The organism is Actinoplanes palleronii (assembly GCF_016862315.1).
GTDB lineage: Bacteria > Actinomycetota > Actinomycetes > Mycobacteriales > Micromonosporaceae > Actinoplanes > Actinoplanes palleronii.
Map to the genome: position 1 here is coordinate 1 of NZ_BOMS01000174.1, position 14,652 is coordinate 14,652.

16 protein-coding genes and 3 tRNA genes are annotated in these 14,652 nt (G+C 70.3%); 7 read left to right on the top strand and 12 right to left on the bottom strand.

Annotated features, from left to right (window positions below; genetic code table 11):
- Positions 1-412: 412 nt before the first annotated feature.
- Positions 413-628 (top strand): hypothetical protein, encoded by a 216-nt coding sequence (locus Apa02nite_RS47505; RefSeq protein ID WP_067705374.1) that lies wholly within the window; start codon positions 413-415, stop codon positions 626-628.
- 16 nt (positions 629-644) lie between these two features.
- Here the strand turns inward: Apa02nite_RS47505 and Apa02nite_RS47510 are convergent, their stop codons facing one another.
- The 7 genes from Apa02nite_RS47510 to Apa02nite_RS47540 form a co-directional block, all read right to left on the bottom strand.
- Positions 645-1,439 carry a carbon-nitrogen hydrolase family protein gene (locus tag Apa02nite_RS47510; protein ID WP_203831036.1) on the bottom strand — a complete coding sequence of 265 codons (795 nt, stop codon included), beginning with the start codon at positions 1,437-1,439 and terminating at the stop codon, positions 645-647.
- Positions 1,440-1,486: 47 nt separating this feature from the next.
- Entirely contained in the window at positions 1,487-2,050 is a 564-nt protein-coding gene (locus Apa02nite_RS47515; protein ID WP_232344926.1) for a GNAT family N-acetyltransferase, read from the bottom strand.
- Positions 2,051-2,130: 80 nt separating this feature from the next.
- Positions 2,131-3,420 carry an ATP-dependent Clp protease ATP-binding subunit ClpX gene (gene clpX / locus Apa02nite_RS47520; protein WP_067705380.1) on the bottom strand — a complete coding sequence of 430 codons (1,290 nt, stop codon included), beginning with the start codon at positions 3,418-3,420 and terminating at the stop codon, positions 2,131-2,133.
- 213 nt (positions 3,421-3,633) lie between these two features.
- Entirely contained in the window at positions 3,634-4,296 is a 663-nt protein-coding gene (locus Apa02nite_RS47525; protein ID WP_067705382.1) for an ATP-dependent Clp protease proteolytic subunit, read from the bottom strand.
- An 11-nt stretch (positions 4,297-4,307) separates the two neighbouring features.
- Positions 4,308-4,943, bottom strand: a complete 636-nt coding sequence (locus Apa02nite_RS47530) for a ClpP family protease (protein ID WP_203831037.1) — start codon at positions 4,941-4,943, stop codon at positions 4,308-4,310.
- A gap of 208 nt (positions 4,944-5,151) precedes the next feature.
- Positions 5,152-6,501: a trigger factor gene (gene tig, locus Apa02nite_RS47535; RefSeq protein ID WP_067705386.1), complete on the bottom strand. Its 1,350-nt coding sequence runs from the start codon at positions 6,499-6,501 to the stop codon at positions 5,152-5,154.
- A gap of 36 nt (positions 6,502-6,537) precedes the next feature.
- Positions 6,538-6,611: transfer RNA gene (locus Apa02nite_RS47540), tRNA-Pro, on the bottom strand.
- Positions 6,612-6,740: 129 nt separating this feature from the next.
- Here Apa02nite_RS47540 and Apa02nite_RS47545 point away from each other — a divergent pair.
- Positions 6,741-6,811: transfer RNA gene (locus Apa02nite_RS47545), tRNA-Gly, on the top strand.
- A 76-nt stretch (positions 6,812-6,887) separates the two neighbouring features.
- Here Apa02nite_RS47545 and Apa02nite_RS47550 read toward each other — a convergent pair.
- The 5 genes from Apa02nite_RS47550 to Apa02nite_RS47570 form a co-directional block, all read right to left on the bottom strand.
- The gene (locus Apa02nite_RS47550; protein ID WP_239165079.1) at positions 6,888-8,060 is read right to left on the bottom strand and encodes a vWA domain-containing protein; all 1,173 of its coding nucleotides are present in this window, start codon (positions 8,058-8,060) and stop codon (positions 6,888-6,890) included.
- Positions 8,050-9,228, bottom strand: coding sequence for an AAA family ATPase (locus tag Apa02nite_RS47555; protein ID WP_067705388.1), 1,179 nt, complete (start codon positions 9,226-9,228; stop codon positions 8,050-8,052). The genes Apa02nite_RS47550 and Apa02nite_RS47555 overlap by 11 nt, the downstream gene beginning before the upstream one ends.
- On the bottom strand, positions 9,225-10,850 hold the full coding sequence (locus Apa02nite_RS47560) for an ankyrin repeat domain-containing protein (RefSeq protein ID WP_203831038.1): 1,626 nt from the start codon (positions 10,848-10,850) through the stop codon (positions 9,225-9,227). The genes Apa02nite_RS47555 and Apa02nite_RS47560 overlap by 4 nt, the downstream gene beginning before the upstream one ends.
- Positions 10,847-11,953, bottom strand: a complete 1,107-nt coding sequence (locus Apa02nite_RS47565) for a leucine-rich repeat domain-containing protein (protein ID WP_203831039.1) — start codon at positions 11,951-11,953, stop codon at positions 10,847-10,849. Before Apa02nite_RS47565 ends, Apa02nite_RS47560 begins: the two co-directional genes overlap by 4 nt.
- Positions 11,954-11,986: 33 nt before the next feature.
- Positions 11,987-12,062 (bottom strand) — tRNA-OTHER (locus Apa02nite_RS47570).
- A gap of 82 nt (positions 12,063-12,144) precedes the next feature.
- Between Apa02nite_RS47570 and Apa02nite_RS47575 the strand changes: the two genes are divergently transcribed.
- From Apa02nite_RS47575 to biuH, 5 genes are all read left to right on the top strand, one after another.
- Positions 12,145-12,465, top strand: coding sequence for an ArsR/SmtB family transcription factor (locus Apa02nite_RS47575; RefSeq protein ID WP_203831040.1), 321 nt, complete (start codon positions 12,145-12,147; stop codon positions 12,463-12,465).
- A complete protein-coding gene (locus tag Apa02nite_RS47580; RefSeq protein WP_203831041.1) occupies positions 12,462-12,968 on the top strand; it encodes an SRPBCC domain-containing protein in 507 nt (168 codons plus the stop codon). Before Apa02nite_RS47575 ends, Apa02nite_RS47580 begins: the two co-directional genes overlap by 4 nt.
- A 60-nt stretch (positions 12,969-13,028) precedes the next feature.
- Entirely contained in the window at positions 13,029-13,166 is a 138-nt protein-coding gene (locus Apa02nite_RS47585) for a hypothetical protein (RefSeq protein WP_203831042.1), read from the top strand.
- A 26-nt stretch (positions 13,167-13,192) separates the two neighbouring features.
- Positions 13,193-13,831: a GntR family transcriptional regulator gene (locus tag Apa02nite_RS47590; protein ID WP_067705397.1), complete on the top strand. Its 639-nt coding sequence runs from the start codon at positions 13,193-13,195 to the stop codon at positions 13,829-13,831.
- Positions 13,832-13,958: 127 nt separating this feature from the next.
- Positions 13,959-14,651: a biuret amidohydrolase gene (gene biuH / locus Apa02nite_RS47595; protein WP_203831043.1), complete on the top strand. Its 693-nt coding sequence runs from the start codon at positions 13,959-13,961 to the stop codon at positions 14,649-14,651.
- The last annotated feature ends 1 nt before the right edge of the window (position 14,652 follow it).

A 14,652-nucleotide genomic window follows, 5' to 3' on the forward strand; every position in this document is an offset into this window, starting at 1 on the left:
CCTGGTCGTTTCCGCTCGACCAAATCCGGGGATCTGATCGGCCTCGCCCAAGTTCTTCCACATCGACATCCGCTCGAGGCGGAGAGTCTGTGGAAAGTGGCTCACGCAGACCGGCCGACTTTCGTCTTGCCCGGCTCCTGCTGGCTGAGTCACTCTACCCGGTCGGTGTCGCGGTGGCAAATCCAATGTTCTGGATCTGTGCTGCTCCGCCCGGCTCTGCAGCAAGCCTAGCTCGCTCCAGTTGCTCCCGAGGCCGCGATCCGGATTGTCACTTTCGTGGCTGTCCGTACCGGTTTCTCGCTTGCAGAGAAGAAATTACTTGACTGATCGCCCGGACCGCAAATCGATGACCGTGCGCATTGTCTGTCGCACGGTGGCACACAGCGAAAGGAAACCGTGACAGAGTGGCCTCATGGACGCATCCGAGACGCTGGCGGTCGACGCGTTTCTCGGCTTGCTGGTGCCGCTCTGGCAGCTGGTGATCGGCGTACTTGTGCTGGTCACCGTGGTTGTCTCGGTCCGGAAGCTGTTCCTGCGCGGCCCCACCCGGATGGGCGGCGCGCTGCTCCTGGTCGGGTCTGCGGTGGTCGGACTCGCCGTGGTGAGTTACCTGATCCAGACTCTGTGACCCCGGATACATTCGCTCACAGACGACGGTTCGCCAGGCTCGGCAGCTCTTCCCGGATCGTCTCCAGCCGGCCCAGGTCCAGGTCGGCGACGGTGATCCCCTCGGCGTCCGGCGCCTGAGCGAGCACGGTGCCCCACGGGTCGATGATCATGCTGCGGCCGAAGCAGGTCCGCCCCGGCTCGTGGTCACCGATCTGACCGGCGGCCAGCACGTAACACTGGTTCTCGATCGCCCGGGCCCGGAGCAGCACCTCCCAGTGGTCCCGCCCGGTGTGCAGCATGAACGCCGCGGGCACCACCAGGATCCGCGCGCCGGCCACCGCCAGTCGCCGGTACAACTCGGGGAACCTCAGGTCGTAACAGATGCTCAGCCCGGTCGGCACCCCACCGATCTCGGTGACGACCGTCTGCTCCCCCGGTGCCACGGTGCGCGACTCCTGGTAGGAGACGCGGCCGGCGATCTCCACGTCGTACAGATGGATCTTGCGATAGGTCGCGGCGAGCGAACCGTCGGGCCGGAACACCAGCGTGGTGTTGAAGGTGCGGGTGTCATCCGGACCGGTCTCGTGGAACGAGCCGGCGTGCACCCAGATGCCCATCTCGCGGGCGGCCGCGGCGAAGAACTCGGCGAACTCGCCGTCGACCGGCTCGGGTTTCGGCGCGTCGGCCGCGCGACCGAGGAAATCCACGTACTCCGGCAGGACCGCGAGCTCGGCGCCGCCTGCGGCGGCACGCTCGAGCAACGAGCGGGCGACGGAGAGATTGTGGGCACGGTCTTCGCGAGAGTTCAGCTGGCACACGGCGACGCGCATAGATGCGAGCGTACGTCGTCAGCCGGCCCCCGGTCACCGACCGGCGTCTACCAGCCGACCTCGGCCGGCATCAGCAGCACCTCGGAGCCGACCGGGTGGTAGCCGGCGTTCAGCAGCGTGCGCAGGCTGGCTGCGTTGCCCGGAGCGCACTGCGCCCAGATCGGGCGGGCCTCCGGGATCAGGTGCCGGGCCGCCGTGGCCAGCAGGCGGCCATGGCCCCTCCCCTGCGCCGCGGGATCCACCTCGAAAGCGACCTCCCAGCGCCCGGCAAGCCCGCGCCCGACGATCAGCAAGCCGTGCTCGGACTCCCACACCCGGACGTCGGCACGGTAGCGGTGGGCGCGCAGGGCACGGGGATGAGAACTGGTGTCGAGGGGAGTGAGCCGGAGCGGCGGGTCACCCGGCAGCGGGGTCGCCAGCAACGACACGTCGAGGGCGCCGGCGCACAGCTCGAACCGGTCCTCCAGCGCAGTGAGGAAACGCGGCCCGCTGGGGGCGGCGAAATCCTCACCAGCGAGTTTTTCCGCCCAGGCGGGCTCGACGTCGGCGGCGACGACGATGTGGCCCGGAAACGACACCACCGCCGCCCGGTCGGGCGACGGTGGTGGCACGATCTCAAGCCACGGATCCGGCACGTGCCGGTCGCCGTGTTCGATGCCGACGAGGATGCTCGCCAGATCGCGAGAACCGGTCAGGCCGACTTCTCCTCACGGGCGTGCCGGCGACGGCCGACGAACTCGCGCGGGACGATTGTCGGATTCACGTTCTCCAGCACCACCGCACGGTTGATCACCACGCGGGCCGCGTCCGGGTTGCTGGGCACCTCGTACATCACGGAGAGGAGGACCTCTTCCATGATGGCGCGGAGGCCACGAGCGCCGGTGCCGCGGAGCATTGCCTGGTCGGCGATCGCCTCCAGGGCACCCTCGTCGAACTCCAGCTCCACGCCGTCCAGCTCGAAGAGACGCTGGTACTGCTTGACGTAGGCGTTGCGGGGTTCGGTGAGGATCTTGATGAGGGCTTCGCGGTCGAGGTTGCGGACCGTGGTGATCACCGGGAGACGACCGATGAACTCGGGGATCAGGCCGAACTTCAGCATGTCCTCGGGCATCACCTTGCTGAAGATGTCGTCGGTGTTCCGCTCCGAGATCGACCGCAGCCGGGCGCCGAAGCCGACCCCGCTCTGGCCGACGCGCTGTTCGATGATCCGGTCCAGCCCGGCGAACGCGCCACCCACGATGAACAGCACGTTCGTCGTGTCGATCTGGATGAACTCCTGGTGCGGGTGCTTACGGCCGCCCTGCGGCGGAACGTTCGCCACCGTGCCCTCGAGGATCTTCAGCAGGGCCTGCTGCACGCCCTCGCCGGAGACGTCCCGGGTGATCGACGGGTTCTCGCTCTTCCGAGCGATCTTGTCGACCTCGTCGATGTAGATGATGCCCTGCTCGGCGCGCTTGACGTCGTAGTCAGCCGCCTGGATCAGCTTGAGCAGGATGTTCTCGACGTCCTCGCCGACATAGCCGGCTTCGGTGAGCGCCGTGGCATCCGCGATGGCGAACGGCACGTTCAGCATCCGCGCCAGGGTCTGCGCGAGGTGCGTCTTACCGCAGCCGGTGGGGCCGATGAGCATGATGTTGGACTTGGCCACCTCGACGTCGCTACCGCCGCCGGGAGCGCCGCTCGACTCGGCCTGGATCCGCTTGTAGTGGTTGTAGACCGCGACAGCGAGAGCCTTCTTCGCCTGCTCCTGGCCCACCACGTAGGTGTCCAGGAACTGGCAGATCTCCATCGGCTTGGGAAGCTCTTCCCACTTCACCTCGCCGGTCTCGGCCAACTCCTCCTCAATGATCTCGTTGCAGAGATCAATGCACTCATCGCAGATGTAGACCCCTGGGCCCGCGATGAGCTTTTTGACCTGCTTCTGTGACTTCCCACAGAAGGAGCACTTGAGTAGGTCGCCGCCGTCACCGATCCGTGCCACCTACGTTCTCCCTGCCGCTCAACGACCGGCCACCAGCCAGTCCGTTTCCGAGGACTGATTGCCTCGTTGCCATCTCATCGTCTGCCGACCCGCGTAACTGAGGATGCTGGCTCGACGTTACCCGCAAAGGGGCTGTTCTCCGACCCCCCAAAACGGGCGTGTCAGGGACCGGCCAGTCTAGTCGGACCGGCCAGGCCCCTGACAGCGCGTACGTCAGCTGCCGGAGCCGACGGCCTGCAGGCTCTTCTTACGGCTGACCAGGACCGTGTCGACCAGGCCGTACTCCTTGGTCTCCGCCGCGGTCATGATCTTGTCGCGGTCGATGTCCTTGCGGACCTTCTCGACGGTCTGGCCGGAGTGACGGGCCAGCATCTCTTCGAGCTGGGTCCGCATCCGCATGATCTCGCGGGCCTGGATCTCGATGTCCGAGCCCTGGCCGTAGCCGCCCTCGGTGGCCGGCTGGTGGATGATGATCCGCGAGTGCGGGAGCGCCATCCGCTTGCCCGGCGTACCGGCCGCCAGCAGCACCGCGGCCGCGCTGGCCGCCTGGCCCAGGCAGACCGTGCTGATGTCGGGACGGACATACTGCATGGTGTCGTAGATCGCCGTCATGGCGGTGAACGAGCCACCGGGTGAGTTGATGTACATCGTGATGTCGCGATCCGGGTCGGTGCTCTCCAGCGTCAGCAGCTGGGCCATCACGTCGTTGGCCGACGCGTCGTCCACCTGAACGCCGAGGAAGATGATCCGGTCCTCGAACATCTTGTTGTACGGGTTCGACTCCTTGATGCCCCACGAGGTGCGCTCGGAGAACGAGGGCAGCACATAGCGGTTGTGCACCGGAGCGAACCCGGGAGGCATGGAAAGGTCGGTCATGGTTCAGCTCCTCAGTTCAGCGTTCCGGCACCGTCCGGGACCTGCACGGCCCCGGTGATCACCTTGTCGATGAAGCCGTAGTCCTTCGCCGCGTCTGCCGTGAACCAGCGGTCGCGGTCGAAGTCTTCGGCGATCTGCTCCTGGGTCTGACCGGTGTGAAACGCGATCCGCTCCTGGAACATGCGCTTGGTGTACAGCATCTGCTCCGCCTGGATGGCGATGTCCGCGGCGGTGCCGCCCATCCCGCCGGAGGGCTGGTGCATCATGATGCGGGCGTGCGGCAGGGCATACCGCTTGCCGGCCGCGCCCGCGCAGAGCAGGAACTGCCCCATCGAGGCGGCCATGCCCATCGCGACGGTGGACACGTCGTTGTCGATGAACTGCATCGTGTCGTAGATGGCCATGCCCGAGTAGACAGAGCCGCCGGGCGAGTTGATCCACAGGTGGATGTCCGCCTCCGGGTCCTCCGCGGAGAGCAGCAGCAGCTGCGCACAGATGCGGTTGGCGACCGCATCGGAGACCTCGCTGCCGAGGAAGATGATCCGCTCACGCAGCAGGCGGTTGAAGACCGAGTCGTCGAGGTTGCCACTCAGGGTGGAGGCGCCGCGCCGCGACACGGGCCCGTCGGGAGTGTGGAGATCGGTCATGGCAGCCCTTCACAGCTTGCTGTGTCGGCCGGTGTCCGGCCGGCCGGTTGTCCGTCGTACGACCAACCTAACCGGTCGGATGCGCAACAGCTTCCCGCTCGGGCAGGTGTTCGCTGACAGCGCACCGGCCCCGGACGTACGCCTGAAACGGCACCGGCCACCGCGCACCGTGAGCGGTGCGCGGTGGCCGGTCCATGCCTGTCTCAGGTCAGTGGTTGTGACCCGCGTGCTCGTCCTCGCTGGCGGCCCGCAGGTCGTCCAGGGAGAGCGTGTTGCCGTCGCTGTCCTTCATCGTGACCTGCTCCATGACCGACGCGAGGGCCTTGCCCCGGCGCACGTCACCGAAGACGGCCGCCGCGGCGCCCGACCGGACCAGCTGGTCGTAGTACTGCTGCGGCTGCATCTGGGCGCGCTGCGCCCGGTGCACGATCTCGTGACCGAACTCGTCGTCGCTGACCTGGACGTCCTCGGCGTCAGCGATGGTGTCGAGCAGCAGCTGGATCCGGACGCCCTCTTCGGCGGCCTCGGTCAGCTCCTGGTCGATCTGCTCCTCGGTCTTGTCCTCGGAGGCGAGGTAGTCCTGCAGGGAAGCGCCGATCTTCTCGAGCTGATCGGTCATCGCCTGCTTGCGGCCCTCGACCTCGTCCTTGACGACGCCTTCCGGAGCCGGGATCTCGGCGGCCTGGACGAGCTGCTTGAGAGCCTCGTCGCGGGCCGCGTAGATCTGCTCGACCTTCTTGGCCTTGGTGAGCCGCTCGCGCAGGTCGCCGCGCAGTTCCTCCAGGGTGTCGAACTCGCTCGCCAGCTGGGCGAACTCGTCGTCGATCTCGGGGAGCTGCTTGTCCTTGACGGTCCGGACGATGACCTTCACCTCGGCGTCGTTGCCGGCGAAGTCGCCGCCGACGAGCTGGGTGGTGAAGGTGGTCTCGTCACCGGCGGACAGGCCGACCAGCACCTCGTCCAGACCGGGGAGCAACTGCTTGCTGCCGACCTCGTGGGAGATGTTGGTGGCCGAGCCACCCGGCACCTCTTCGCCGTCGACGGTGGCGTTCAGGTCGAGCTGGACGTAGTCGCCCTCGGCCGCGGCGCGCTCGACGGTCTTCAGCGTGGCGAACCGCTCGCGCAGGCCGTTGATCTGCTCATCGATCTCGTTGTCGCCGATCGCGACAGCCGGGACCTCGACGGTGATGCCGGCCAGCTCCGGGACGGTGATCTCGGGACGGACGTCGACCTCGGCCGTGAACTTCAGCGGCGCGTTGTCGGCGAACTCGGTGATCTCGACCTCGGGGCGACCCAGCGTCTTGACGTCGTGCTCCTGGACCGCGGCGAGGATCTGCTGCGGAATCGCCTCCTGAACAGCCTCGTTCAGGACCGCTCCACGGCCGACACGCTGGTCCACAACCGCGGACGGGACCTTGCCACGACGGAAGCCCGGCACCTGAACCTGCGCGCCGATCTCCCGGTACGCCTTCTGCAGGCTCGGCTTGAGCTCGTCGAACGGCACCTCGATGGCGAGCTTCACCCGAGTCGGGCTCAGAGTCTCGACGGTGCTCTTCACAGGCGTACTCCTTGTTGCGCGGGTAGTTGAAATCAGTCGGGGTGGCGGGATTTGAACCCACGGCCCCTCGCTCCCAAAGCGAGTGCGCTACCAAGCTGCGCCACACCCCGTGGCGTCGGCCAGTGTATGCGGTCTGCTTACTCGTGTGTGCGCTGGAGTCACCTGCGGGGGAATCCGGTTCGCACAGACGGTGGGTGATTCAGTAAGCTGTGCACGAGACCTCGGGATTCCGGGGCCTTGCGGGCGTAGCTCAATGGTAGAGCTTCAGTCTTCCAAACTGACTACGCGAGTTCGATTCTCGTCGCCCGCTCGAAACGCATCAGCCCAGCTCACAGAGCTGGGCTGACTGCTTTTCCGGGGTGTTTCACGGGGTTGTCCAGGGTGTTTCACAGGCCCTCGGGAATCCGGATCGACTCGATCCAGGGCGGTGGCGCCGGCGGGTTGCGGCCGACCAGGCCGGCCACCACCCGGGCCTGTCCGGGTGCCTTCTCCGGCCACGGTGTCTCCCCGTCGGTGAACACCACCACGATGTTCGGTTTCAGCTGGGCGCGTAAAGCGTGCTCGATACCGACCCGCATGTCGGTGCCGCCGCCGCCCTCCAGCACCACCTCACCGATGGCCGCGACCCGCCGGACGGTGTGGACATCCGCGTCGCAGGAGAGCACCGCGACCCGCTCCCGGCCGATGCCGACGGTGCGCAGCACGCCGGCCAGCTCGGCGAGCACCGCCCGCAGCTCACCGTCGCCCATCGAGCCGGACGTGTCGACCACCACCGCGACCCGGGCCATCGGGCGGCGCAGGCGGGGCAGCACCACCCCGGGCACGGCCGCGCCCCGGCGGGACGGCCGCTGGTAGGTGTAGTCGACCGCGCCGGACGCCCAGGACGCCGCCTCCCGGACCGCGCCGGCCAGCGCCCGCCGCCAGTCCACCACCGGTTCCAGGATCTCGTCGGCCCAGCGCCGCCACCCGGCCGGCACGCTGCCGCGGCCGGTCGCCCGGGCCGTGACGGCCTGCGCGGTCTGCCGCCGGATCGCGGCCGCCTCGACCACGCTGACCTGGGGCGCGTCCGCGGACTCCCACGGCATCGGCTGCCCGTGCGCGCCGGAGCCGCACTGCGGGTGGTGCAGGGTGGGCGGGATCGACGGCAGGTACTCCTCGAACAACCGGCCGGGCGGCAGGCCGAACGTCGCCGGTCGCAGCGCACCGGCCGGCAGCCCGGCGATGTCGTCGTTGATCTCGCAGTCCTGGGCGATGTTGATCCGGTGGTGGTCGCGGCGCAGCGCCGGCGGGACCAGCTCGGCCCGGCCGTGATGGTCACGCAGCAGATGGGCCACCTCGTGGACCCAGACCGCGGCGAGCGCGGCGACCGGGATGGCGTCGACGAACTCCGGTGAGACGTAGCAGCGCCAGTGCCGGTCGACGGCCATCGTGGACACCGCGGTGGTCGGCACCACGGTCAGGCTGTAGAGCGCGGAAGCCAGGTAGGGCTGCTCCCCCGCCGCCCGCAGCCGCGCGCCGAGCAACTTGGTCCGGTCCAGCTCGCGGTGCTCAGGCGCCACCGGTCAACATCCCGGACGCGCTGAGCACCTCGACGAACGCGTCGATCGCGGGCGGCACCGGCCACGCCGGTTGCCGCATCCGGGCCAGGTCGAACGCGGCCCGGGCGGCCACGTCCGGCACACCGGCGTCGACCGCTTTCGCCAGCACCACCCAGCCGGCCTCCCAGCGTTCCCGGGTCACCGACGCCTCGATCGCGGCCACCACGGCGGTGAGGAAGGCGAGTTGCCGGTCCCCGCGGTCGGGCAGCGCGAACGCCTCCGGGTCGGCCAGCACCCGCTCCGGGTCGGGCAGGTCGAGCTCGTGCAGATACGTCGCCAGCTCCAGCCCCGCACCGTCACCGACCGCGCCGATCAGTGCGGTGGTCAGCGCGTCCCGGCCGGTGTCCGTACAGAAATGGAAGACCAGCAGGCGCAGGGCCATGTCCCAGGTGCGCGGCGAGGGCCAGGCGCCACCGCGGGCCTCGGCGTCGGACGGCAGGTGATGGGTCAGGCCGGGCCGGGCGGTGAGGAACCCGGCGATCACGCCCCGGGCGCGGGCCAGCGCACCGGCCGCGCGAGCCGGGACGATGGCCGGCACGTCCACCTGCGGCCAGACCCCGGCCAGGCCCCGGGCGACCACCCGGGGGTCGTACGTCCAATGCAGGTGGACGAAGCGGTTGGCCAGCGGCGGGCTGAGGTGCCAGCCGTCCGCGGCGCTGGCCGGCGGGTTCGCGGCCGCGACGATCCGCACCGCCGGTGGCAGGGTCAGGCTGCCCACCCGGCGTTCCAGCACCACCCGGAGCAGGGCGGCCTGCACGGCGGGCGGCGCCGAGGACAGCTCGTCGAAGAACAGGATGCCGCGGCCGGCCCGGGACAGCCGGACCGCCCAGTCGGGTGGCGCCATCGGCACGCCCTGGACCGCCGGGTCGTCGCCGACGATCGGCAGGCCGGCGAAGTCGGACGGCTCGTGCACGCTGGCGATCACGGTCTCCATCGGCGCGCCGAGCCCCTCGGCGAGCTGGGTGAGCGTCGCCGACTTGCCGATGCCCGGCTCACCCCAGAGCAGCACCGGCAGGTTCGCGGCGACGACCAGGGCGAGGGCGGCCACCCGCTGGTCGGTGGCCGGCTCGGTCCGGGTGGTGCGGATCCGGCTCAGCAGCTCGTCGGCGGCGTCCAGCCCGGTTGTCATGCGTGCTCCTTCAGGTACTCGATCGCGGTGTGGAACGCCGGGCCGCGCTGGTCCTTCGGCTCGAGGTAGGCCAGCATGTCGTCGAGGTAGTCGAGTACCGACACGTCGTCCTGGTTGGGCATCCGCGGGTCGGCGCCGGCGTCGACCAGCGCGATGATCAGCTCGGGCGGCCAGAGGTTGACCACCGCGAGATAGAGCGGGGTGCTGCCCTCCTTGTCCCGGTCGTTGACGTCCAGACCGGCCTCGAGGAGCCGGGGCAGCAGGCGGGTGTGGTCGAACGAGCGCAACCGGTGCAGCAGCGTGCGCCCGCGGCCGTCCCGGACACCCGGGTCCATCCCGCCGTCGAGCAGCTCGAGGACCACCCGGGTGCCGCCGTGCACCATCCGCAGCCACAGGTCCCGCCGGTGGTCGCGCAGCCGTTTCGGGAGCCGGCCGGACATCCCGGTCCAGGCCTGCGCCGCGGCGAAGCAGCCGGACACCGGGCCGCCGAACGCGCGCAGGGCGCGTTCCCGCTGCGCCTCGGCGGCGGTGTGCGCGGGCAGGTGGAGCCGCCCGTCCCGGTGGTCGATCACGTGCCACTCCCCGTGGCAGCGGACCCGGGTGAACACCGCCCGGTCGGCCGGCTCAGCCGGCGGAGCGGCCGGGGTGCCGGGGAACAGGGCCGAGCGGATCAGCGGGTGCAGCGCGCCGGCCGGGAGCCGGCCGTGCCGGACCAGGTCGAGATCGGGTGGGAAGCGCAGCAGGCGGGGCGACAGGTGCGGAAGGCGGCGCACCTCCGTGTAGCCGTCCCAGTTCACCTGCTGAGCGGTGGCCGTCACCACGTCGCCGTCGACGTCCAGGCGCAGGATCTGGCGGCGGTCCAGCCAGCCGGTCAGCGTCAGGGTCCGCTGGCCGAACTGGGCGGCGACCCGCCGGGCCTCGGTCACCAGGGCGTACGGATCGATCAGCCGGAAATGATCGTCGATGAACAGCCGAACGGCCTCCTCGTGGCTGATCGGCAGGCCGGCAGCGTGCCAGGTCTCGCCCAGGTCGGTGGGCGTGCGCGGCCCCTCGGTCCGGTCGGTGGCCGTGCGCGGCCCCTCGCCCCCGGCCGGGAGATTGCCGCCGGCCGCGGTCCGAGCAGGCCCGCTCACCGTGGCGCGCAGCTCACCGGCCCGCCGGGCGTCCCAGTGGTGCGGTGCCAGCCGGATCGGTGGCACCGGCAGGTGTTCCGCGTCCACCGGCACCAGGTCGGCGGGCCGGCCGGTGCCGAGCATGAGCCGTTGCGAGCCCAGCACCGACTGCGGGCTGCGGACCGTGAGCAGCACCGTCTCGAGGTCGACCGGGCCGTCCGGTGCCAGCAGATAGAGCACGTCGGTGGCCAGCGTCGAATAGCCGCCGAGAGCCCGGGGCAGGTGCCAGCGCAGCAGGTCGGGCGCGAACCCGGCGAGCATGTCGAGCAGCGTGGCCGCGACATCGGGGCCGAACCGCCCGGCGAGCGACGCGGCGTCGAAGGTGACGTCGACGTCGCCGGCCGCGCAGGCCGCCGCCCAGTCGCCGCGCTCCCGGGCCGCGGTGCACTCCGTGATCATCCGGGCCGGTACGGCGTACCGCCGGATCCGCTCCCACTCGGCCAGGCTCATCGGTACACGCTCGCGATCGCGCCGAGGTCGGTGTGCGGCGGTGTCACCGAGCGGGGTGACTGCCGGCGCATCCGCCGGGGCACCCCGCCGTTGAGGCCGAGGTGCTCCAGCTGCCCGGCGGCGGCCAGCAGCACCCGCGCGCCCCGGCCGGTCACGCCGGTGAACCGCAGGTCGAGACGGCGCAGGGCACTGCCCGGCAGCGCGGCGGCCAGCAGCCCGGCACCGGTGTCGCCGACCTCGTTGGGCCGGCCGCCGAGGGCCCGCTCGGACGGCGGCCGGGCCAGGTCGAGGGCGACCCAGTCGCGCAGATTCGCGGCCAGCGGCGCCACGTCGGTGATCCCGTTGCCGCCCAGCCCGAGCGTCATGCCGAGGCCGGCCAGGCCCTCGGCGAGCGCGGCCGCGCCGTCGTCGCCGAGGTGGTTGACCGCGAGGTAGAGCTCGCGGACGCCGCCGTCGCGGACCAGTCGCAGCAGCACCGGCACCGCCGCGGCGCGCAGCCCGTTGGCGCCCAGGAACAGCCGCTGCATCACCGGCGGGCGGGCGGCCAGCGCGTCGGCCAGGTGCTCCAGCCCGGCCGCGGTGAGCCCGGTGTTGACCAGGTCGAGGGTGCGCAGCGTGGTGTTGCCGGCCAGCGCCGCGGCCAGCCGGGCCACCCCGGCGTCGCCGATCGGGTTGCGCTTGAGCCAGAGGGCGCGCACGTCCCGGTCGGTGCGGAGCCGGTCGGCGAGCGCGGCCGCGCCCTCCGCGTCGATCCGGTTGCAGCCGAGGTAGACGGTGCTGAGACCGTGGCCGGGGACGAGCGCGTCGGCGACCGCCTGGACGCCAGGGGTGCCGAGTCCGTTCGTACCCAACAGCAAATGGGTCGCGTGCGGTGAGGCGACCGCGGTCCGGACCAGCCGGGTCGCCTGCTCCGGGCCGACGCCCTGCTTGCAGAGATCGACCCGGCCGTCCGGACGGACCAGGCCGCGGGCGAACTCCTCGACCGCGACCACCGGTTCGGGTGACGCGAGCCGGCGCAGCAGCCCGTCGAAGTCGGCCGGCGCGGCCAGGCCGCTCTCCGGGTCGCTGATCGCCGGGCACCGCACGGCGGGGGTCTCGTCCATCGGCCACCATCCCACCGAACGAAAAGGTCCAGGTGGCGAAGCCGGCCGGATTCGAACCGGCGTCCTCCTGCTCGATGCCAAGGCGCGACGACCTCTGCGCTACGACTTCGCCGCGGCGGAGCCTACGGGAGTGGTACGACATTCTCGGACCCTCGTTGACAGGTGACCTATTAGTCACATAACTTAGCGTCATGACCGACGACGATCGGGTGTTCAAGGCCCTGGCCGACCCGAGCCGTCGCTTCCTGCTCGACCTGCTCTTCGCCCGGGACGGCCGCACGCTCACCGAGCTGGAGTCCGCGCTGGCGATGACGCGCTTCGGCGTCGCCAAGCACCTGCGGGTGCTCGAGGAGGCGGGACTCGTCGTCACCCGCCGATCGGGCCGGGAGAAGTTGCACTTCCTCAACCCGGTGCCGATCCGCCAGATCCACGACCGGTGGATCGACAAGTACACCGAGCACCAGATCACCACTCTCATCGATCTCAAGCACACGCTGGAGGAAGAGTCATGAGCGACACCAAGGTGTTCCGCATCTGGATCAAGGCGGCTCCGGAGAAGATCTGGGAGGCGCTCACCGACCCGGAGTGGAACAAGCGCTACGGCTACGGCACCCCGCAGACCTACGACCTGCAGAAGGGCGGCCAGTACCAGGCGGTCGCCAGCCAGGAGATGAAGGACTACGCGAAGGCGAACGGGTTCGAGATGGCCGACATCGTCGTCGAGGGCGAGGTGCTCGAGGCGGACGCGCCGCGCCGGCTGGTGCAGACCTGGAAGATGCTGATGGACCCGGGCACCGCGGCCGAGCCGTACACCACGCTGACCTGGGACATCGAGGACTCCGGGCCGGGCGTCTGCCGGGTCACCATCACGCACGAGCTGACCGGCGCGCCGGCGCACGCGGCCATGGTGCAGGGCAACCCGGACGCCGGCGCCGAGGGTGGCGGCGGCTGGGCCTGGGTCCTCAGCGATCTCAAGTCGCTGCTGGAGACCGGCTCGATCCTGGCCGGCAAGTAAACGGGCGGAGCGGTCCTGGCGGGACCGCTCCCACCGTCCGATTTTGCTAGCGTCCGACCCATGGCCGTGTTCTGGTTCGCCGTTCTCGGGCTGGGCGTATCGATGAGCGGCACGGCGATCTGGCTGGCCCGGCGGGACAGGCGGCGCGCGCTCGACGAGCGGGACGAGCCCGAGCAGCACGGCCGCCACAGTGGGTGAGAGCGGCGGCTGACAGACTTGACCGCGTGAGTGACGGGGAGTTGGCGGCGTACAGTCTCGTCGAGCTCGCCGTCGACCGGTTGCGGCGCGACATCCTGAGCGGGCGCACCGACCCGGGTGAGCGGCTGGTCGAGGAGCAGTTGACCAAGCGGCTCGGCATCAGCCGGGCGCCGCTGCGCGAGGCCATGCGACTGCTGGCCGAGCAGGGCCTGGTCGAGCACATCCCGCGGCGCGGCGCGCGGGTGGCGACCCTCTCCGACGCCGACGTGGGCGAACTGTACGAGATCCGCGACATCCTGGAACGCCACGCCGTCACCAGCCGGCCCACCGGCGCCGACCTGGCCGGGCTGCGCTCCGCACTGGACGTCATCCGGGCGGCGACCGATCAGGACGACCGGCTGGAGCTGGCCAACGCGCACCGCCGTTTCCACGTCGAGGTGGTCGCGCTCAGCGGCAACCGTCAGCTCACCGCGCTCTACGAGACGGTCCTCGTGAAGATCCAGCTCTACATGGCGGTGAACATGCGCCGCGAGGCCGAGGTGGCCCGGGCCGAGGACGGGGTGCTGCGCCACGAGCGGCTCTTCGCCGCGGTCGAGCGGGGCGACGCCACCGAGATCCTGACCGCGCTGAGCGCGCACGGGGCTCGCACCTACCTGACGCGCTGACAAACACGGAACCGCTAGATCACTCCGGGAAATCACCCCGTTACACGACGTGGGATCCCTCGAAACAGAACTGTCGACAATCGACGGCATGGCTTTCTGACAGCAGGCCGTCGAAGGGACGACAGTCATGACTGCGACGATCGGGCCGGTGCCGGCCGACCCCTACCCCTGGCCCTACGACGGCGCGGTACCGGTGGACCGCACCGCGCTGCTCTGCATCGACTGGCAGACCGACTTCTGCGGGCCGGGCGGCTACGTCGACGCGATGGGCTACGACATCGAGCTCACCCGCGCCGGGCTCCCGGCCACCGCCAAACTTCTCCAGCACGTCCGCGACCTGGGCATGCTCGTCATCCACACCCGAGAGGGCCACGACCCGGACCTGTCCGACCTGCCGGCCAACAAGCGCTGGCGCTCGGCCCGGATCGGCGCCGAGATCGGCGGCCCGGGCCCGTGCGGCCGCATCCTGATCAAGGGCGAGCCGGGCTGGGAGATCGTGCCCGAGGTCGCACCGGCGCCCGGCGAGGTGATCGTCGACAAGCCCGGCAAGGGCGCGTTCTACGCCACCAACCTCGACCTGGTGCTGCGCACCCACGGGATCACCCATCTGATCCTGACCGGCATCACCACCGACGTCTGCGTGCACACCACGATGCGCGAGGCGAACGACCGCGGCTACGAGTGCCTGATCCTGAGCGACTGCACCGGCGCCACCGACCCGGGCAACCACGTCGCGGCGCTGCACATGGTCACCATGCAGGGCGGCGTCTTCGGCTGCGTGGCGACGTCCGAAGACGTCATCGCCGCGATGGAGGTCTGAG

Excerpts from the sequence above, each read along its gene's own strand:
- Apa02nite_RS47505 (WP_067705374.1), top strand. The coding sequence starts at position 413 with ATGGACGCATCCGAGACGCTGGCGGTCGACGCGTTTCTCGGCTTGCTG.
- Apa02nite_RS47510 (WP_203831036.1), bottom strand. The coding sequence starts at position 1,439 with ATGCGCGTCGCCGTGTGCCAGCTGAACTCTCGCGAAGACCGTGCCCAC.
- Apa02nite_RS47525 (WP_067705382.1), bottom strand. The coding sequence starts at position 4,296 with ATGACCGACCTTTCCATGCCTCCCGGGTTCGCTCCGGTGCACAACCGC.
- Apa02nite_RS47530 (WP_203831037.1), bottom strand. The coding sequence starts at position 4,943 with ATGACCGATCTCCACACTCCCGACGGGCCCGTGTCGCGGCGCGGCGCC.
- Apa02nite_RS47555 (WP_067705388.1), bottom strand. The coding sequence starts at position 9,228 with ATGACAACCGGGCTGGACGCCGCCGACGAGCTGCTGAGCCGGATCCGC.
- Apa02nite_RS47560 (WP_203831038.1), bottom strand. The coding sequence starts at position 10,850 with ATGAGCCTGGCCGAGTGGGAGCGGATCCGGCGGTACGCCGTACCGGCC.
- Apa02nite_RS47565 (WP_203831039.1), bottom strand. The coding sequence starts at position 11,953 with ATGGACGAGACCCCCGCCGTGCGGTGCCCGGCGATCAGCGACCCGGAG.
- Apa02nite_RS47575 (WP_203831040.1), top strand. The coding sequence starts at position 12,145 with ATGACCGACGACGATCGGGTGTTCAAGGCCCTGGCCGACCCGAGCCGT.
- Apa02nite_RS47580 (WP_203831041.1), top strand. The coding sequence starts at position 12,462 with ATGAGCGACACCAAGGTGTTCCGCATCTGGATCAAGGCGGCTCCGGAG.
- Apa02nite_RS47585 (WP_203831042.1), top strand. The coding sequence starts at position 13,029 with ATGGCCGTGTTCTGGTTCGCCGTTCTCGGGCTGGGCGTATCGATGAGC.
- biuH (WP_203831043.1), top strand. The coding sequence starts at position 13,959 with ATGACTGCGACGATCGGGCCGGTGCCGGCCGACCCCTACCCCTGGCCC.